The sequence below is a fragment of the Pseudomonas caricapapayae genome, assembly GCF_001400735.1.
GTDB lineage: Bacteria > Pseudomonadota > Gammaproteobacteria > Pseudomonadales > Pseudomonadaceae > Aquipseudomonas > Aquipseudomonas caricapapayae.
The window spans coordinates 1-18,034 of record NZ_LJPW01000141.1 but is presented as its reverse complement, the minus strand read 5'-3'; the positions used below and the strand labels follow the sequence as shown (position 1 = coordinate 18,034).

Sequence of the window (18,034 nt, the reverse complement as noted above, 5' to 3'; positions counted from 1 at the left end):
ACGCAGACGGCTATCAGCCACCTGGGGCCAAGCTGTGTCCGGAAGCACCTTGCAGGAGATTCCCAATGGAACAATCAAAAGAGTCGAAACCCCTCCTCTTTCTGGGTTTGCCCTTGCCCATTGCGCTGGGCGTTGTCTTCGTCATTGCCGCCTGGCTGGGGATTTGTATCGCACTCGCCCAGCTCAATGAGATCAGTACATCGCTCAGGCAGATCCAGGCCAATCAGCAGGTGGCCATCGCCCTGCAACAAAGCCTCGACGCCCAGGCGATTGAGCGTCGAGCTGGGAGTCGCTGATGGCCAAAGCCAAATCGCTACCCATCAGCCCGACCAATCCCCAAAAACGGATCGATGAACACCCCGCGTTCCTGCTCGGCAAGCACCCCACGGAGGATTCGTTTCTGGCCAGCTACGGGCAACAGTTCGTGATGCTGGCCGCACCACCTGGCACCGGCAAAGGGGTCGGGGCTGTGATCCCCAACCTGCTCAGCTACCCCGATTCCATGGTGGTCAACGATCCGAAATTTGAAAACTGGGAAATCACCTCGGGGTTTCGCGCAGCAGCTGGTCACAAGGTCTACCGCTTTTCACCGGAGCGTCTGGAGACGCATCGCTGGAACCCCCTGAGCGCGATCAATCGCGATCCGCTCTACCGGCTTGGGGAGATTCGCACGATTGCCAGGGTGCTGTTCGTCTCCGACAACCCGAAGAACCAGGAGTGGTACAACAAGGCGGGCAATGTCTTCACCGCCATGTTGCTGTACCTGATGGAAACGCCGAGCATGCCGTTTACATTGCCCCAGGCCTACGAAATTGGCTCATTGGGTACGGGTATTGGCATATGGGCACAGCAGATCATCGAGCTGCGCAGCGGTGGCCCTAACGCGCTGTCAGTCGAAACCCTTCGAGAGCTCAATGGCGTGTTCGAGGCCTCGAAGAACAAGAGCAGCGGTTGGTCCACCACGGTGGATATCGTGCGCGACGTGTTGTCGGTGTACGCCGAGAAGACGGTGGCCTGGGCTGTATCAGGGGATGACATCGACCTGTCTAAAGCCCGGGAAGAAAAGATGACTGCGTACTTCAGCGTCACCGAGGGTTCGCTGAAGAAGTATGGCCCGCTGATGAATTTGTTCTTCACCCAGGCCATACGGCTCAACTCCAAAGTCATACCGGAGCAAGGCGGACACTGTGCAGACGGCACGCTTCGGTACAAGTACCAGCTGGCCCTATTGATGGATGAGCTGGCCATCATGGGCCGCATTGAAAGCATGGAAACCGCGCCTGCGCTGACCCGAGGTGCCGGTTTGAGGTTTTTCCTTATCTTCCAGGGTAAGGATCAGATCCGCGACATTTATGGCGAAGAAGCTGCCAACGCCATCATGAAGGCGATTCACAACGAAATTGTGTTCGCCCCCGGTGATATCAAACTGGCCGAGGAGTACAGCAGGCGCTTGGGCAATACCACCGTGCGCGTCCATAACCAGTCGTTGAACAGGCAGAAGCATGAGGTGGGTGCGCGAGGCCAAACAGACAGTTACAGCGAACAACCCCGGCCTTTGATGCTGCCGCAAGAGATCAATGAGCTGCCTTATGACAAACAGTTGATCTTCGTACAGGGGACCCAAACCACCCCCGCCTTGAAAATTTTGGCTCGCAAGATTTTTTACTACGAAGAAGAGGTGTTTAAGTCACGCGAAAAGCTGCCGCCACCGCCCTTGCCCGTGGGTGACGCCTCCAAGATCGACGCGCTCACCGTGCCGGTGCGCACCGTCGAAGCCAAGGTTGCAGTGGCCGACCCTAAGCCCATGCAGGCCGAACAGCGGCAGCGCTGGAACCCTAAAGACACCGCGTCCCAACCAGTCCAGGCCGAAGCGGACACGGCTCAGCCTCCCGAGGTCGAGCCAGATCCCGAGCCTGCGCAGGCTGACGAACCCCCCGAAACGATGTAACACCCCCACCGGCGCACCCAAGCGTCTGCAGGAGCAACACATGAATACCTTCAATAAAACGGCTGACCGCCAAGGTCATGCCGCTGGCGACGCCGTGCCCGGTCACGGCAAAACGCGGGTCTGCGCTCTGTTCGTGGTGTGCCTGCTGGGCAGTGGCCCAGCCTTCGCTGGTGACCCATGCAAATCCGTGCTGTGCATGTTCGGCATGTTCACTGGCAACAGCGGTGGCAGCGAGTGCCGCAGCGCCGAGCAAGACTACTTCAGCATCCTGGTCAAGAAGCACGGGAACATCAAATGGAGCCAGACCGCCACGGCGCGCCTTGACTACCTCAATAGTTGCCCCGGTGCCGATCAGACCTACACCCAAAAAATCAACGACAAGTTTGGCAAGGTCCGGGGTTAAGCCCCAGATCCTGACAAGGAGAACACCATGCGAGTATTCATTGCGGAAAAGCCTGCCTTGGGCCAGGTCATTGCCGAGGCGCTGGGCACCGTCATACGCAAGGATGGCTATTTCGAGTGCGGCAGCAACGATATTGTCACCTGGTGCATCGGCCACCTGCTCGAACTGGCCCCGCCCGAGGTACACAACCCTGATTACAAAAACTGGGTTCAGGCTGATTTGCCCCTCAAGCTGCGCCCTGCCAAGTACCAGCCCATTGCGCGCACCCGCGACCAGCTCAAGGTGGTCCAGCAGCTGGTCGGTCGTGCTTCGGAAATCGTCCACGCCGGTGACCCAGACGACGAAGGCCAGCTGCTGGTCGAGGAGGTCCTGGAGTATTTCGGCAACACCGCACCGGTCAAACGCATCCTGATCAACGACATGAACGCCAACGCCGCCCGCAAAGCGTTGGACGGCCTGCGCGACAACCGCGAGTTTTACGGCCTGTACCAGAAGGCCCTGGCCCGCAGCCTCGGTGACCAGTTGTACGGCTTCAACATGACCCGCGCCTGCACCTTGGCCGGTAGAGCCAAGGGCGTCAAAGGCGTGTTGTCAGTGGGCCGCGTGCAAACCCCCATTCTGGGGCTGATCGTGAACCGCTACCTGGCCAACAAGAGTCATACCAGTGCGTATTTCTACACGGTGGCGGCAAGCCTGGCCGTTGGCAGCAGTCGTCCCCAGGCCCGACTCGTGGTGGCTGCGGATGCCCCGATCGATGACAAGAACCGCATTATCGACGAGGCCTATGCCACCCAAGTGGCAGACGCGTGCAGAATGAAGCCCGCAGATGTGACCGAAGCCCGTGTGGAAGAGAAGCAAACAGCGGCACCCTTGCCGTTCGCGTTGCTGAACCTGCAGGTGTACATGAGCAAGACCCACAGCATCGATGCGGAGAAAACCCTGGCCCTGACCCAGGCGCTGCGCGAGAAGTACAAGGCCATCACCTACAACCGGTCCGATTGCAGTTACCTGACCGACGAACAATTTGGTGAGGCTCCGCAGACCTTGAGCCTGCTGAGCGAAGCCCTGCCGGACCTTGCCGGCATGTTTACCGAGGTGAACTCAGAACGCAAAAGCCGGGCGTTCAACGACAGCAAGGTGTCTGCCCACACTGCGATCATCCCCACAGCGGTGAAGATCGACGTTGCCCAGCTGAGCGCCGATGAACGAGCGGTGTACTTGGCTATTGTCAAACGCTACGTCGCGCTGTTCTTGCCCGAAAAACGCTACCTCAGTGCCAAAGTGTGTTTTGGCGTGAACGGCCACACCTTCGTGGCGCGCTCCACCAAAGTGACGCAGCTCGGCTGGACTGCTCAGATGGCCGAGGAAACAGAGGAGGAAGACAGCCAGGAAGACTGTGACCCCTTGGTTTTCGATGCCTTGGCGGACTTGAAAGTCGGTGACGCCGGGGTGTGCGACGGCATCACTGTCGCGAAGGAGAAGACCAAGCCCCTGCCGCTCTACACCGAAGCTGAGCTGCTCAAGGATCTACGGCGTGTCGCCAAGTATGTGCAAGACCCACGCATCAAACAGCTGCTGATCGCCCGCGACCAAGGTAAGGAAGGCGAGAACGGCGGCATCGGCACCCCGGCGACCCGAGGCGCAGTGCTGGCCAAGCTTCAGGAGCGAGGTTTTTACGCGGTCGAGAAGAAAAAACTGATCCCCACCCAGTTGGGGCTGGAGTTCATTGCCGCGTTGCCAGCGATTGCCACCACGCCGGACATGACCGCGCTCTGGCATGAACAGCAACAGATGATCGAGGCAGGTGAACTGACCGTGGACGCGTTCCTGGACGAACTGGAGGACTTCATTGCCCACCAGGTGCACAACGTCGATCTGGGCAACGTGCAGGGTGACGGTAAGCCGGTGCTGGATAGCCTGAACGCCCATTGCCCCATGTGCGGCAGTGACCTGGCCGTCACCCCGCGAGTGATCGGATGTCGCGCCTGCGCTTTCAAGTTCTACCCGGAAGTCAGCGGCAAGATGCTGTCCCCCGGCCAGATCGGGACACTGCTGACGACGGGCAAGACGGGTGTACTGAAGGGTTTTCGCAGCAAGAAAACCGGCAAGTCATTTGATGCGGCTCTAAAGCTCAACCACGAAGCCAAGCTGGAATTCGTATACAGCCGCAAACCCACGCGCGCATGACCCCCTCTACAAAGGAGGCTTTGGCTATGCCAGAGGAACAACAGCCCAAGACGGCGCAGTGGCCAGACGGCGAAACGATGACGGCGCACTGCCCCAACTGCGAAACCCCTGCGACGGTGGACATCGTCAACGTCAAAGCGTGGGAAATGACCTGGCGTCCGGTGGATTGCGACCACTGTTTTGCAGAGTTTGAGTTGTCGGCAGACGGTTCAACGGCATTGCTGCTGGGCCCAGCTGAGCAGACCACAACCTGTGGCCGAGAGCTTCTGAGCACGATATTCGTGTTTGACCCGAACGAAGACACCCCTTAACGACCTCATTGAAGAAGGAGCGCAATCATGGCGCGTGGCATCAATAAAGTGATCCTAGTAGGCACCTGCGGACAAGACCCTGACTGTCGTTACCTGCCCAATAGCACTGCGGTGACCAACCTGAGCCTGGCCACCAGCGAGCAACGGACCGACAAACAGACCGGTCAGAAGGTCGAAAAGACCGAATGGCACCGAGTGTCGCTGTTTGGCAAGGTCGCAGAAATCGCCGGCGAATTCCTGCACAAGGGCTCGCAGGTCTACATCGAGGGCAAGCTGCAAACCCGCGAATGGGAAAAGGACGGCATCAAACGCTACACCACGGAAATCGTCGTGGACATGCAGGGCACCATGCAGCTGCTGGGTGGTCGTCCACAGGGCGACGCCCCACAAGGGCAGAACAGCCATGGCAGCGGCGGCAGTGATCACCAGGAACCCCCTCGGCAGCAAGCTCCCCAGCAGGCGGCACCGGAAAAACCGTCCGGCAAGGGCAAAGCGGCACCAAAACCGCCACGTGCATCAGGCAAGCAGGCACAGGCCAAAGCGCCCGAACCGCAACCCGCTGGGGATTTTGACGGAGGTGATGACAAGATCCCGTTCATGGACCCCTATCGGTTCAACTGGATGCTGGTCTGACCCATCCGCACAGCGATCTTGCCCCAAGTCAGGTGCCGCGCTCCCGGCTCGTCGTGACGCGCTTTATCGTCGCGGCGAACGGAAGCACGGGCGCAGCGCACACTTGACGCTACCTCGTTTAGAAAAGGCTCACCTTGGGAGTGTGGGGTAGCTTCACCACCCCGCGCTCCCGAGGTCAACGCGGCCGTTGCGAGATGACAAGGGCCGCGCCCTTGGTGTTCAAACCGCCCGACATCAACATTTTTCAGATCAAGCACACCGGGTGGTGTTTACCCGGTGCGAACCCCTCTATTCAAGGAATACCCAAATGAAAGCGATCAGTTGGTTTAAAAAGAAAGTCGTCGTCATTAACTACACCGGCACCGTAGGCAAAACTACCATTGCTGCCAACCTGCTGTGGCCACGTATGGGCGGCGCTCCGCTCTATGCCATTGAGTCCATCAACGAAACGGCGGAGAACCTTGGCCTGGATGTAGAGAAGCTACGTGGCAACGCATTCCGTGAGCTGTTCAAACGACTCATGCTTGAGGATCAGGCCATCATCGATGTCGGAGCATCCAATGTGGAAGACTTCATGGCCAACCTGGAGGAGTTTGACGAAGCTCATGAAGAAGTCGACTACTTCGTGATCCCGGTCACCTCGGGCACCAAAGAGCAAAAAGAAACGGTCAGCATGATCGGCAGCCTGGCCTCTCTGGGCGTACCTCCTGAAAAGATTCTTGTATTGTTCAATCGTGTCAAAAAGGATGTTAATGCAGAGTTTCCGATTATCTTTGCTTATCACCAGCGCGCCGGTGCATTCACGTTGAATCCAGAATGTGCCGTGTTCGAATCAGAATTATTTGACGCTCTGTCTATCCACCGCATTTCAATGCAAAGCGTCATGGACGATGACATCGACTACAAAGCACTTCTTAAGGACAAAGACGCTAGCGCACAAGAGCGTGATCGTTGGTCTGACATGTACGGACTCAAGCTCTTGTGTAAAGGCGTCAATCGCAAGCTTGATGCGGTGTTCACAGCGCTGTTTGGTATTGAGGTGATCAAATGAGTGAACTTGAAGCTGTCCCAACTACTGCGCGTGATGCTTTGATCATTGAGCTTCTGAGCGATGTTGGTCGTTTGCACGATGATGTAAAACGCATACCGCAGTTGCTTGAGCTATCGATGAGAGATTCTCTGGATATTGTGGCCGACGCTGTAGAGGATGCGGAAGACACGGCGTTGCTTTTGCAAGAAACGACAAAGGAAGTCATTCAAGCGACTGCCGCCAAAGCAGGTGTGGACGTTGCTTTGGAAATGTCCACGGCCATTCACCAGAGTTTAGAGCGAGTGTTCGAACCTGCATTGCAGCGCGCAGCGATCAAAATCGATGACTTGGAAAAGCGAGTAAGTGCTTTATCCGGTAATTTCCGTGATACGCAGGCTTCACGGTTCAATTACATCGTCTTGGCGGGATTTGTGGCCTTAAGCATCGTGGTAGTGTCCGCAATGGGTTGGGTAGCGATAAAGGCTCAGGACGTTAATGAAACCAATCGATGGTTCTACCACGAATACAAAAAACAGCAGGCTGTCATTGATACGCTACCATCCGCCATTAAGAAACAGTTCGCGCCGTAACTACGGAGTTAGCAACCATACCCTGTCATGGCTTTGAAGTTCTGTTCGCGTCACTGATGACTTTGGCCCAGTCCGTGTTTTCCACCTCCTCCCTGATCTCCTTCATGCTTTGCCTGATGTTGGCTCTTGGCGTGGTTTTTTCGCCATTCAGCAATGGGGGTTTGCTGACCGCTGCGCTGTCGTTTTTTTCAGGGAGGGGGTGTTTAACCTGTCTGGCTCGTTTATGGCTTTTACGGATTCGGTACAGCGCCTGGTCGAAGTGACGAAGGCTGACTGCAAGTCCGGTATCAACCAGTTTTTGGTGGATCACCGTCCTGCTTACACCTGAGTCCAGGGCGTTTTCGATCACGTCATACAGGTCGCGGATCTGCGCAGTGTACGACCTGGCTTTGCTGTCCTGTGCCAGTTCTGCCAACGCCTCACGCCGGTTTTCGGTTTCTTGAGCCACGATTGCCCCTTGCTGCGTACAAAGTGATGTAATTCTGATGTAAATCTGTCGTATTCGAGCGTAACACTGATGCATAAAAACGCAATGCCAAGCATTCCTGACGTAATAGCGAGCATTTCTGATGCAATTCTGATGTAACCCGTGGGTTCACCCTGCTGACCCCCTATCTCGAATTCGCTAAACAGGCACGTTGACGATTGTTTACAAAAAGAGCTTCGCCTTTTTGAAAACATCGTCCGTGCCAAAGGGGATACCCCTTTGAAACCCCGCAAAGCGGGAAAGCGTCGTCTGTCATTTGTTGTTGTCGGTTGGTATCCGAGAGGTGGTCCCATGCTCAAAAAACGCAACAAGGATCGCGTAGTGTCCTTTCGGCTGACCGAAGAACAGTACGCACCCTTTGAAAAAATCATGCAGCAGTCGGGCACCAAGTCTTCGGTGTTCTTCCGCGAGCTGCTGCTCAACAAAACTCCGGTATTCAAAGCGGCTTCGGTGGACCAGGAGCGGCTGGTTTTCATCTTCAACAAGTCCAGTAACAACCTCAACCAACTTGCCAAGCGAGTTCACCAGGCCCACCACAGAGGCATTGTTTCAGAGGGGTTGTTCTTGAAAATCTCAAATACCCTCATGTCGATTCGAGACTTGCTTTTAGCTGGGGTGGACCGTGCTGATAAGAGTTAGAGGCTACAACGCTGGTGTTCAAGAGTATTTGGAGGAAGGGACAAAGTCTGGCCGTGAATTTACCCGAGATGAACTTGATCATCGCGTTATTCTCTACGGCGATCTTGACCTGACCCGCGTGGTGTACGAAAGCATTGAAGACAAAGGCCAAGATCGCTACTTGACCATTACCCTCGCGTTTCGTGAGGATCATATTCCGCACAATGTGCTTAATAGTATTACGCAGGAATTTCAGCAGTTCATGATGTACGCTTATAAAGAGGAGGAATTTAATTTTTACGCAGAGGCTCATCTGCCCAAAATAAAAACGCTCGCAGATAAAAAAACAGGCGAGCAAATAGAGCGCAAGCCGCACATTCATATTGTCATCCCTAAGAAGAATCTTTTGTCTGGAAATATATTTGACCCTGTCGGGTCAAATTACTCGCAATCTGAAAAGCATTTGGAAGCGTTTCAGGAGTATGTAAACCACAAGTATAACCTTTCTTCGCCACGGGAACATGTGCGGGCTGATATTAAAGACGCCGCCAGTGTGTTATCACGCTACAAGGGCGACGACTTTTATGGGAAAAATCGCCAGTTCAAACAAGACCTGGTAAAACAGGTTATTGAGCAAGGTGTACAAACCCGTGTTGGGTTCTATGAGTTGGTTAGAGAGCATGGGGAAACTCGCGTTCGCAATGAAGGCAAGCCAAATGAATATATTGCCGTCAAGTTACCTGGCGATGCGAAATTTACCAATCTTAAAGATACGATTTTTCAAGATGATTTCATCGTCCGTCGAGAGTTGAAGAAACCCCCGCTTGATCCAAATGTTATTCGTGATCGCTTGCTGGAATGGCCGCAACGAGCCAAAGAAATTAAGTATGTCAGTAAAGCAGGGCCCGACTTTCGGAAACTGTATGTGGCGTCTTCACCTGAAGATCGGGTGCGAATCCTAAACGAATGTGAACAGAAATTTTATAAAACTTACGGAGAATCCCATGACAACGTACACACCGGGCAACGACAGAGAGATCACCAGCGAAGTCCTGCTGAAACTACAGGGCGACGCACTGCGGCACCTGCCGATGGCTTGCAAGACCTGTCCGTCAGCGATGTGGCAGATCACAGGCAAGCCGGACCGACCCGAAGCCGTGACGGTGCGTTGTTACTGCCCAGTGATGCACACGTTCACGTGGGACAGTCGCAACCAGGAGGAGATTCTGGATTGCGATCATCTGTACCAGGAGGAGGACGAGGAAGGCGGGTCGGGTCCACAGCTGAGCGAGGAAGAGGAGGAAGCCAACCTGCCGCCGTTTCTCAAGAAACAAAGGGAACAGCAACGCCTGCAGGCGCAACAGGCCGACGACGAGCCGGAGCTGGAAAACCCCGAAACACCCGAGTACGAGCTGGACGTGTAGTCCCGCCTTATGCCCAGAACCCCCACCGTGTCGCCACCATCGCTGACATCGAGGAGCGGGGCCGACGCCTGTTTGACCCGCTCAAGCGGCCTTCTGACAACGCGCTGGTGTTCTATCGATCATCCAGCCACCCACACTTGGCCGACCAGTTGCCCCAGGCGACGGCTGCGACGACAACGCCTGTCCAATCTACTGCCGGACGCAGGCCCCGGAGTTCAGGCAAGCCCCGCCCTCCCCGTCAATGGCGGCCTGGTGCTGTCCCGCCTTACGCCAAGAACCCGCTTCGGGTCGCGACGGTGGCTGACATCGAGCAGCGCGCCCGGATGCTGTTCGATCCGCTCAAGCGACCTGCAGACAAGGCGCTGGTGTTCAAGCGGGCTTCGATCAAGGCCCTGACCGTTAACAAACACGCCTCCACGGTGGCCGCGTATTTCACGCGGCAGGCGCAGCACAACCAGATCGCTCCGGCCCACCGCCGGGCCATACGTCGGCTCGATCAGCAGTATTTCGCGCTCAGGCGCGCCGTGTTCTCCGATCAACGCTTAACCCGCCAGGACAAGGCGCAGCTGGTTTCCGTGCTGACCTTTGAACGGCTCAAAGCACGTGAACAGTTCCACAACCCCCAACCCAACATCGAGGTAAATCTCATGGGCAGTGCAGCCATACGCAATCTCTTAGACGATGAAAAGGAAGACCCAGGCTTCAGCATCAGCGGTGCGAGGGGCCCAGGCCGAGAAGGCGTGCGTGACCAGGTGAAGCGGGTCATGGATCGCTTCGCCAAACAGGTTGATCCAGCCGCCGCCAGTGAGCGGGCCCGCGACCTCAGCGCCAAGGATCTTTACACGCGCAAGGCCAAGTTCAGTCAGAACGTGCATTACCTGGACAAACAGACCGACAAGACTTTGTTTGTCGACACGGGTACCACCATTTCCATGCGCCGCACGGGCATCACCGAAGCCGGTGTGTCCGTAGCTCTCCAGCTGGCCCGGGAAAGGTTCGGCAGCACACTGACGATCAACGGCACTGCCGAATTCAAAAAGCTGGTGATCGAGGCGGTGGCCAAGAATGGCCTGGACGTGCATTTCACCGACAAGGCCATGAACCAAAGCCTGGCGGACCGCCGTGCAGAGCTGGACATCGAGCGCGGTGGCCAGAGCATTGGTCCTGCCACCGACTTGCCTCGGCACGTTGATGACGCCACACGGGACGTGCGGGACCAGGCGGATCGCCTGGGCGTTACCGTGCCTATCGAAGCACTGTATGGCCAAGGAAAAACGGCTGACCAGGTTAGCCAGGCGCTCGCCGCGCAGCTGGACACCGTGCCAGAACCGGAGCGCATTGCGTTCGTGGAGACGGTGGCCATCACCCTGGCCATTCCAGTGCGTGGCGAGCCCAAAGGCGACCAGGCGTTTGCGCAATGGCAGGCGCAGCGTGCGCAACCGGCAGCGGATTCCGCAGCAACGGCTACAGCAGAAACGCAGACCCGCGTGCCAACGCCTTCAGGCGCTGCGCCTGAACCGGTGATCCCAGAAGCTGCGAAGCCTGCTCTTGCCACCGACCCGGCCCTGCAGAGCCCCAGCGAGCTGGTCAGGCTTGAAGCGCAATGGCGTCGGGATTTTCCGATGCCCGAAGCGGATGTCAGGGCCTCTGATACGGTCATGGGCTTGCGAGGTGAAGACCATGCCGTCTGGATCATTGCGACGAATGACAAGACGCCTGAAGCCGCTGCCATGCTGACGGCTTACATGGAAAACGACAGCTATCGTGAAGCGTTTAAAGCCAGCATCGTAGCTGCTTACAAGCAAGTCGAAAACTCGCCTAAGTTGGTCGACGACCTGGACCACCTCACGGCGATGGCTGCCCAGATAGTCAATGAGGTGGAAGAGCGTTTGTACCCGGCCCCTCAAGCGTCATCCGAGTCCACGAACAAGATCATCGAGGGCACGCTTATCGAGCATGGGGAAGCACCGTATCAGCACAATGACGACAACCAGATGAGCTACTTCGTGACGCTCAAACCAGAGGGCAGTAAGCCTCGCACGGTGTGGGGCGTAGGGCTGGCAGAGGCCATGAGCGACGCAGATCTGAAGCAAGGCGACCAGGTCCGTTTGCAAGACCTGGGCACCCAGCCGGTCGTGGTGCAGGTCATCGAAGAGAACGGCACTGTGACGGACAAAACGGTCAACCGCCGCGAATGGTCAGCGCAGCCGGTCGCGCCTGAACGGGAAGTGGCCGAGACCACGCCCAAGGGGCAGGCCGCAGCAGCAGGTACACCGGAGCTGTCATCCCCTGATGAAGATGATGGTATGAGTGTGGATTGAACCGAGTGAAAACCCACCTCCTTGTATGGAGGTGGGTCCTTTCCAGGCGACTCAGCAGATTCCTCGTAGCAAATATTTCATAACTTATGTAAGTTATGTCACTTCAATAATCAGTATCAAGGGCAGTTCATGATCTTACTTTTAGGTGGTGAAAAAGGCGGCAGCGGTAAAAGCTGTCTGGCTCAAAACCTGGCCGTCTGGCTGCAGGCTCGCGGAGGTGACGTCCTGCTTCTAGATGCCGACCCTCAGGGCACAACCGCAGACTGGGCTGCTGAACGCTCTGCACAGGGAGACCTCCCTGCGATTCCTGTTGTGCAAGCACACGGCAATATTCGTCAAACGCTGACAGACCTTCGGGGCCGGTACAGGCAAATTGTGGTCGATGCTGGAGGATCTGATTCGGAGGCACTGCGGTCAGCTATGACGGTAGCAACTCATATGTTGATCCCTTTCCGGCCCAAGCGACGAGATCTTAAGACCCTTCCAAAGGTCGACAACCTGGCACGATTGGCTACTGCAGTGAACCCAGCATTGAACGTGCGTGCAGTGATCACCCAATGCCCTGCCCTTCCTAGCCAGATACAACGGATATTGGATGCCAAAGAAGCATGCCGCTCCTTCGGCATTCAACCTCTTGACGCTATTACTACAGCTCGCAATGTCTACGACGATGCGGATGAAGACGGATGTTCGGTCTTGGAAAGCAACTCTGACGCACGTGCTAAAGAAGAAATAGAGACGCTGGCAGCAGAGCTTTGGGGGGCTGCAAAATGGGATTGAAAGATTTGATTCGTAAGCCAGAGCAGGTCTCCCCGTCTTCGGAGACCAACGACGAAGCAGCACTGGCATTTATATCTGCTGCACCTGTTAGTGCCACCCCCGAGCCTAAGCGTAAGCGTAAGAAAGCTTCTACGTTCGTGCGTACTACTTTTTCCCTTTCCAAAGACGTCAACAAGCAGATAGATAAGATTTCTCTATTGCCACGGACCTTCCGCATATCTCGATCCGATGTAATTCGGGCTGGGATCATGGCCCTCCAGGAGCTGGATAAGGCTGATCTGATTGCGTTGCTAGAGAATGCATCGAATGCTGAACCCATCACCGATTTTACGGAAGACGAGTAAGTGTCTTAACTTACGTAAGTTATTTCAGTTGCATAAATTACTTCACTTGTATTGCTGAGAGCCACGTGCCGCAAGGCCTATAGCCATTCGCACTATGATAAAAATCTGTGCAATATCAGCTGTAAAAAATGGCATTTTCATTGCGGATGGAGAACCCGGGTGGTAGTGTTCACGCACTTTGCCTGCCCACTGTTGCTGGCATGCCACATTTTTCATGCTCGAATGAGCGTAGACGGGAAAATTTCTAACGATTTAGCCAAATAGCAGAAACCAAAAAGCCCCGGTTGGCGCCGGGGCTTTTTGGAAAAACTTGAACAGGCCGTTTGGTTGCGGAGTACCTGTTCAACACACATAACGTGAGCTGATTATGGCGTTCACTACGGCTTTGTGCAAGCCGTCAAAAGTGAAGCCTTCAGTTCACCGCTGAACGGTGGACTTATGGAAAAGATTCTTCAGCGGCTGCGCGTCCTCGATGACAGCACCCTGCCCTCCCAGTTGGCCCCTTGCGTCACACCCTTTCACCGCGTTGGCCAAGGCGGTGAAGCATGAGCCACGACAACGCGATCACTCTTGCCCTCGCGACCTCACCCACGGCCAACGCCGATCCGCTGGCCACCAGCACCCACATGCCACCGGCCCGTTTCTTCGAAGACGGCACTGCGCTCAACCGGTTGTTGCTGGAAGCGCCGTACCTGGCGCGGTGCAGCGACGACAAAACCGCGACCCGCGTTCGTCCTCGTGAATACGCGCTGCGTTACCCCTACATGCAGGTCAATCGTCCTGGCATGGTGTCCTGGCTGGTGTTCGACCTGGACCACGTCAATGCCCTGGCCTGGGACGATGCCGGGTTGCCCGCGCCGAACCTGATGGTGCGTAACCGAAAAAGCGGCCATTCCCAGTTGTTCTATGCCGTGCCGTCCGTGTGCACCACCGAGAACGCACGGGCCAAGCCGATTCAGTACATGAAAGCGATCTATGCCGCGTTTGCCGCTCGCCTCGACGCGGACGTGGACTACCACGGTGGCCCGGTGGCCAAAACACCCGGTCACCCCTGGTGGGAGACGACCGAATTCCACAGCCACGTCTATGAACTGGGTGAACTGGCGAGCGCGGTAGAACTGACCGTCAAACCCTGGGCCACAGGTCCCAAGCTTGACCAGGTCAGCCATTCGCGGCACTGCATCCTGTTCGAGCAGCTGCGTTATTTTGCGTACAGCATCGTCAATCGCGAGCGCGAGCTGGGGTCGTTTGAGTCTTTCATGCGCTCGCTCGATGCGTATGCGTACAACCACAACAGCTTTCTAAAACAGGGTTTTTCGGAAAACTTGCCGCTGTCGTCGATACGCGCCACGGTCAAATCCGTAGGTCGCTGGACGTGGGATCGGTACACCGGTGATCGTCGTTGCCATCGAGGTGCAATGCAGCTCGATGGCAGCTTGTCGCTCACCGAGCGGCAGAGCCTGGCTGCGAAGCGCACCAATGAGCTGCGGCACAAAGCCACTGAATCGAAGATCCGTGCTGCGTGCAGGCAGCTTCAAGACCAGGGCAAGGCATTGGTACGTTCTGCCATTGCGACAGTCGCCGGCGTTTCGGTGAGAACGGTGGCCAGCTACACGCACATTCTCACTGAAGTCTCTCAACCATCCACTGTGAGCGTTCTCAGGGTCACCCGTCAGCCTGCTATGGCTGCGTCTGGTGCACCTGGCCAAGTCGATTCAACTACCCCCCAACCCGCTCCGGCTCGGGCTGCTAATCGCAGTGCTCCGGGTGTGCAATCCGGTGTACATCAGATATCTGCGGTCCCGCAGGGGCCGCAAGCCGGAGAGCCCTTAAAAAAAGAACATGACGATTGCTCATGATGGGGCGTGGTTGAATGAGTTTGGTGCGATAAGAGAACGGCTTATGTGCTGTTGGTCGGCTTGAGTTGACGGGAATCCGCAGCGCGCCGTTAACTGTGCGTCTATACAGTAAGCTCTGTTCTCAGTCAGGTTCGCGTCATGAACGTCAAAATACTTGGTCGGTTGTGCGAGTCCGGAAAGGTCATCCCGCTCTACTCCTTTAAAATCCCTGCTGGTTTTCCTAACCCAGCAGCGGATCACATCGAGCAGGACTTTTCATTCGACCGGCTGATGGATTTGCGTGCGCCTCACATCTACGTGGCCAAGATCGATGGCGACAGCATGGAGGGTGCGAAGATTTTTCATGACAGCCTGGTCGTCGTAGATCGTTCGCGAAAGCCATCCAGTGGCAGCATTGTGATTGCGGCACTGAACAACGAGCCGCTGTGCAAAATCCTTATCCTGCAGGGCGATCATGTGGTGTTGAAGTCAGCCAACCCCGCCTATCCGCCTCGGCATATCCTGGAAGGTGAAGAGCTGTCGATATGGGGCGTTGTGCGACATGGCGTCACAAGCTTTGAGTAACAAGCCAGCGCCGGTCTTTGGCCTGGTCGATTGCAATTCGTTCTACGCCAGCTGTGAGCGCGTTTTCCGACCTGACTTGGCCAAGGTGCCTATTGTGGTGCTCAGCAATAACGATGGCTGCGTTATTGCCCGCAGCTACGATGCAAAACCCTACGTGAAAATGGGCGCGCCTTATTTCCAGATCAAGGATGTTTTGCGTCGACACGGAATCCAGTCGTTCAGCAGTAATTTTGCACTCTACGGCGACATAAGCCAGCGCGTGATGGCCATCATTGAATCCATGGTCCCTGCCGTCGAGGTATACAGCATCGATAAGAATAAGATACGTACTGTGGACACCCAAAGTTAGATAGTGCACCCATGGACATTCTTGTTTCTTTCTGAGGCATTGAATGGCGACGTTAGAACGGATTCTTCTCGTTCCCCACCACCTGGCGCACCAGCTGGACGCCGTCACCTACTCTCGCAGTAACAGCCCCTCGTCCAGCGAGGGCCTGTCAGCTCGAAATATTTGAAAGGAATACGACCATATCCGACCAGCCGGTACAATATGTCGATCTAGCTGCCGAAGAGGTTCTTGCGTTGCATAGTCCGATCCCGACGTGAATTCTCGTAGGCAGTTCGGCGTTTAGCCGCGTTTTTAATCAATTCTAGGACCTGGGCAATATCCCTGAGAAGTTCTTCACGCGCGGGGAGCGGCAGTTGGCGTTCGCCTGGGGTGTCGTGGGCCTCAGTCGCTTCGCAGGCCCGCGCATACACTGCCAGCAACTGCTCCCATTCCTCTGCGGGGTGGCCAATGACAGCACCAAATGCTTCTACGCTCACGACATCGCTGAACGGCTGGACGGTATTGTTCAGAAAAACTTCGCGGATTGCGCGTTCGACAGTGCCTCGGAGGCTTGAATATCCCGATGCAATTTGACGTTCAAGTTCGTCGTCTGGGTCGCTGCCGACTGGAACGTTCAGCGCTTTTGCACGATTTTCAAGATCGCTTAGACGTGCCTTGGTGTCCATCGTTGCCCATGTCAGCCCTTCGCTCACCAGTCCTGGCGACTCGTCCCAACCGATGGTCTTGTAGCTGGCCGAACGATCAGCGTGCTGAAGCGCCATCGCTAGCTCGGTCAGGAAAACCGCATCATGGGTGAACACCAGTACTTGACGGATCTCAGCCAGCGCTACTAAACGCCTAGCTATGGCCCGACGATATACGTGATCCAGCGACGTAGATGGATCGTCGAAAATGACGGTCGAATTATGTGGCAGTGATTCGAGCTCGGCGAGGAACATAGCCATACCTAACGCGCGCTGTTCCCCCTCCGACAGCACCTTGGAGGCTTTCGCAGCAATTTCCTGCAAGCGCAGCGTGACTTTAGTCACTCCCAGCTCTGTGCGCCCGCTTAGGTCGGGTTGCACGCGTCGCTTATAGCCCAAGGCTTTCAACTCAGCATTCATGGAGGCGGCCAGAGACTCAGTAACATACGTCGCCGCCAGGGACGTCAGTTTGCGTGACACGGCCGCTGGGTTAAGAGCGGCATGGCAACGGCTCAACGTGGTATTGGTCTGACTGTCCTGAACGAAGCGCTCCACCGCGCCAAGCTGGTTGGCGAGGCGTTGTCGGGCTTCTAGCTCTGCCAGTTCTTGGATCAGCGCCAAGCGTACAGCGGGATCGACAGAGGTACGCAGGGTATTGGCGTCAACTCGGAGTGAAGCAGCTTTGGCAGAGAAGAGGTTATCGAGGTTTGCTTCGATAGGAAGCGACTCGGACTCTAGGGACCAGTGGCCATTTTGCAGGGTTTGGCTGACCCAAGTATGCCGAGCGGCCCAGATCAATGCCGCTGCGGTGATGGCAGCATGTAGGTCGGGCAGTCGCTCCTCCACGTCAGCTCGTGTTGGCACATCCAGAATGTTTAGATCGACAGCCTGCACCTTCTTTAAAGCGTTTGTGCGCGCAAGCTTGGCGGCTTCAGCATCCGCCGTGGCATTGTCGGCGACAAATGCCGCGAAACGCCGCATGCGATCCGAGGCATCCGTTGAATAAGATTGTTGGCAGAGTACACAGTAAGCGTCGGGTTCCAAGTGCGGGAAGGGATGTTCAGGGTATGCCGTCTGCTGAGAGAAAGCTTCAGCGGCTCGGTACATTGTTTGCCAGAGTTCATCCCCTGTACCTTCCAGCAGTGTAGCGGTGGGTGAGGACGTTACCTGCGGCTCCATGGCGTTCAGTACGTCTTGACCTTGAAGACGCGCTTGCGCCAGTTGCATGGCGAGATGCGCAGTTTTTTGCTTTGTAATCAGTTCCTTTGCCCGTGCTACGGCACGATCACTCACCCAACGCTGGGTTTCCTCGGCTCTGCGCTGAGCCTGTTCTAAGCGTGTCGCCAAACGTTCCAATGCCAGCGCCTGCGGCACAGGATCGGTTTCCAGCAATGTCCGCTTCAGGAACTCCAGGCGCCGGAGTTCATCGTCACTGACCGCCCCTAATCGAGCAAGCACGGCGCGGTCCGAGTCCCCCCCTAATTGTAGCGGCTCGATAACATC

Annotated in this window: 17 protein-coding genes and 1 pseudogene; 16 read left to right on the top strand and 2 right to left on the bottom strand. The window is 56.2% G+C overall.

Annotation, left to right across the window (positions count from 1 at the left end; genetic code table 11):
• The first annotated feature begins 65 nt into the window (after positions 1–65).
• The 8 genes from ALO80_RS19790 (at position 66) to ALO80_RS19755 (ending at position 7,102) form a co-directional block, all read left to right on the top strand.
• The gene (locus tag ALO80_RS19790; protein ID WP_055010226.1) at positions 66–296 is read left to right on the top strand and encodes a hypothetical protein; all 231 of its coding nucleotides are present in this window, start codon (positions 66–68) and stop codon (positions 294–296) included.
• A complete protein-coding gene (locus ALO80_RS19785; RefSeq protein ID WP_055010225.1) occupies positions 296–1,948 on the top strand; it encodes a type IV secretory system conjugative DNA transfer family protein in 1,653 nt (550 codons plus the stop codon). The genes ALO80_RS19790 and ALO80_RS19785 overlap by 1 nt, the downstream gene beginning before the upstream one ends.
• 40 nt (positions 1,949–1,988) lie before the next feature.
• Complete coding sequence (locus ALO80_RS19780; RefSeq protein ID WP_055010224.1) at positions 1,989–2,351, top strand: TrbM/KikA/MpfK family conjugal transfer protein; 363 nt, start codon at positions 1,989–1,991, stop codon at positions 2,349–2,351.
• A 27-nt stretch (positions 2,352–2,378) separates the two neighbouring features.
• Positions 2,379–4,538, top strand: a complete 2,160-nt coding sequence (locus tag ALO80_RS19775) for a type IA DNA topoisomerase (protein ID WP_055010223.1) — start codon at positions 2,379–2,381, stop codon at positions 4,536–4,538.
• A 26-nt stretch (positions 4,539–4,564) separates the two neighbouring features.
• Positions 4,565–4,849: a hypothetical protein gene (locus tag ALO80_RS19770; protein ID WP_055010222.1), complete on the top strand. Its 285-nt coding sequence runs from the start codon at positions 4,565–4,567 to the stop codon at positions 4,847–4,849.
• Positions 4,850–4,876: 27 nt separating this feature from the next.
• Positions 4,877–5,482, top strand: a complete 606-nt coding sequence (locus ALO80_RS19765) for a single-stranded DNA-binding protein (RefSeq protein ID WP_055010221.1) — start codon at positions 4,877–4,879, stop codon at positions 5,480–5,482.
• A 307-nt stretch (positions 5,483–5,789) separates the two neighbouring features.
• Complete coding sequence (stbB, locus tag ALO80_RS19760; protein WP_055010220.1) at positions 5,790–6,533, top strand: StbB family protein; 744 nt, start codon at positions 5,790–5,792, stop codon at positions 6,531–6,533.
• Positions 6,530–7,102: a hypothetical protein gene (locus ALO80_RS19755; protein ID WP_054073153.1), complete on the top strand. Its 573-nt coding sequence runs from the start codon at positions 6,530–6,532 to the stop codon at positions 7,100–7,102. The genes stbB and ALO80_RS19755 overlap by 4 nt, the downstream gene beginning before the upstream one ends.
• 25 nt (positions 7,103–7,127) lie before the next feature.
• Here the strand turns inward: ALO80_RS19755 and ALO80_RS19750 are convergent, their stop codons facing one another.
• Positions 7,128–7,550 (bottom strand): hypothetical protein, encoded by a 423-nt coding sequence (locus tag ALO80_RS19750; RefSeq protein WP_055010219.1) that lies wholly within the window; start codon positions 7,548–7,550, stop codon positions 7,128–7,130.
• Between the two features lie 330 nt (positions 7,551–7,880).
• Between ALO80_RS19750 and ALO80_RS19745 the strand changes: the two genes are divergently transcribed.
• From ALO80_RS19745 to ALO80_RS19705, 8 genes and pseudogenes are all read left to right on the top strand, one after another.
• Positions 7,881–8,228 (top strand): plasmid mobilization protein, encoded by a 348-nt coding sequence (locus ALO80_RS19745; protein WP_055010218.1) that lies wholly within the window; start codon positions 7,881–7,883, stop codon positions 8,226–8,228.
• Positions 8,229–9,211: 983 nt separating this feature from the next.
• The gene (locus ALO80_RS32075) at positions 9,212–9,631 is read left to right on the top strand and encodes a hypothetical protein (RefSeq protein ID WP_055010216.1); all 420 of its coding nucleotides are present in this window, start codon (positions 9,212–9,214) and stop codon (positions 9,629–9,631) included.
• A 323-nt stretch (positions 9,632–9,954) separates the two neighbouring features.
• Positions 9,955–11,952, top strand: a complete 1,998-nt coding sequence (locus tag ALO80_RS19730; RefSeq protein WP_055010258.1) for an LPD7 domain-containing protein — start codon at positions 9,955–9,957, stop codon at positions 11,950–11,952.
• A 129-nt stretch (positions 11,953–12,081) separates the two neighbouring features.
• The gene (locus ALO80_RS19725) at positions 12,082–12,732 is read left to right on the top strand and encodes an AAA family ATPase (protein WP_003407061.1); all 651 of its coding nucleotides are present in this window, start codon (positions 12,082–12,084) and stop codon (positions 12,730–12,732) included.
• Positions 12,723–13,076, top strand: coding sequence for a hypothetical protein (locus ALO80_RS19720; RefSeq protein ID WP_055010215.1), 354 nt, complete (start codon positions 12,723–12,725; stop codon positions 13,074–13,076). The genes ALO80_RS19725 and ALO80_RS19720 overlap by 10 nt, the downstream gene beginning before the upstream one ends.
• A gap of 545 nt (positions 13,077–13,621) precedes the next feature.
• On the top strand, positions 13,622–14,935 hold the full coding sequence (locus tag ALO80_RS19715) for a replication initiation protein (RefSeq protein ID WP_003436848.1): 1,314 nt from the start codon (positions 13,622–13,624) through the stop codon (positions 14,933–14,935).
• 138 nt (positions 14,936–15,073) lie between these two features.
• The gene (locus tag ALO80_RS19710) at positions 15,074–15,499 is read left to right on the top strand and encodes a LexA family protein (RefSeq protein ID WP_003436849.1); all 426 of its coding nucleotides are present in this window, start codon (positions 15,074–15,076) and stop codon (positions 15,497–15,499) included.
• Positions 15,477–15,815 (top strand): annotated as a pseudogene (locus tag ALO80_RS19705) (Y-family DNA polymerase); the annotation flags it as partial. The gene ALO80_RS19710 and the pseudogene ALO80_RS19705, both read left to right, overlap by 23 nt.
• A gap of 242 nt (positions 15,816–16,057) precedes the next feature.
• Here the strand turns inward: ALO80_RS19705 and ALO80_RS19700 are convergent.
• Positions 16,058–18,034, bottom strand: a 1,977-nt coding sequence (locus ALO80_RS19700; protein ID WP_055010213.1) for an AAA family ATPase, incomplete at its 5' end; no start/stop codon positions are given.

Excerpts from the sequence above, each read along its gene's own strand:
- ALO80_RS19790 (WP_055010226.1), top strand. The coding sequence starts at position 66 with ATGGAACAATCAAAAGAGTCGAAACCCCTCCTCTTTCTGGGTTTGCCC.
- ALO80_RS19785 (WP_055010225.1), top strand. The coding sequence starts at position 296 with ATGGCCAAAGCCAAATCGCTACCCATCAGCCCGACCAATCCCCAAAAA.
- ALO80_RS19780 (WP_055010224.1), top strand. The coding sequence starts at position 1,989 with ATGAATACCTTCAATAAAACGGCTGACCGCCAAGGTCATGCCGCTGGC.
- ALO80_RS19775 (WP_055010223.1), top strand. The coding sequence starts at position 2,379 with ATGCGAGTATTCATTGCGGAAAAGCCTGCCTTGGGCCAGGTCATTGCC.
- ALO80_RS19770 (WP_055010222.1), top strand. The coding sequence starts at position 4,565 with ATGCCAGAGGAACAACAGCCCAAGACGGCGCAGTGGCCAGACGGCGAA.
- ALO80_RS19765 (WP_055010221.1), top strand. The coding sequence starts at position 4,877 with ATGGCGCGTGGCATCAATAAAGTGATCCTAGTAGGCACCTGCGGACAA.
- stbB (WP_055010220.1), top strand. The coding sequence starts at position 5,790 with ATGAAAGCGATCAGTTGGTTTAAAAAGAAAGTCGTCGTCATTAACTAC.
- ALO80_RS19755 (WP_054073153.1), top strand. The coding sequence starts at position 6,530 with ATGAGTGAACTTGAAGCTGTCCCAACTACTGCGCGTGATGCTTTGATC.
- ALO80_RS19745 (WP_055010218.1), top strand. The coding sequence starts at position 7,881 with ATGCTCAAAAAACGCAACAAGGATCGCGTAGTGTCCTTTCGGCTGACC.
- ALO80_RS32075 (WP_055010216.1), top strand. The coding sequence starts at position 9,212 with ATGACAACGTACACACCGGGCAACGACAGAGAGATCACCAGCGAAGTC.
- ALO80_RS19730 (WP_055010258.1), top strand. The coding sequence starts at position 9,955 with ATGCTGTTCGATCCGCTCAAGCGACCTGCAGACAAGGCGCTGGTGTTC.
- ALO80_RS19725 (WP_003407061.1), top strand. The coding sequence starts at position 12,082 with ATGATCTTACTTTTAGGTGGTGAAAAAGGCGGCAGCGGTAAAAGCTGT.
- ALO80_RS19720 (WP_055010215.1), top strand. The coding sequence starts at position 12,723 with ATGGGATTGAAAGATTTGATTCGTAAGCCAGAGCAGGTCTCCCCGTCT.
- ALO80_RS19715 (WP_003436848.1), top strand. The coding sequence starts at position 13,622 with ATGAGCCACGACAACGCGATCACTCTTGCCCTCGCGACCTCACCCACG.
- ALO80_RS19710 (WP_003436849.1), top strand. The coding sequence starts at position 15,074 with ATGAACGTCAAAATACTTGGTCGGTTGTGCGAGTCCGGAAAGGTCATC.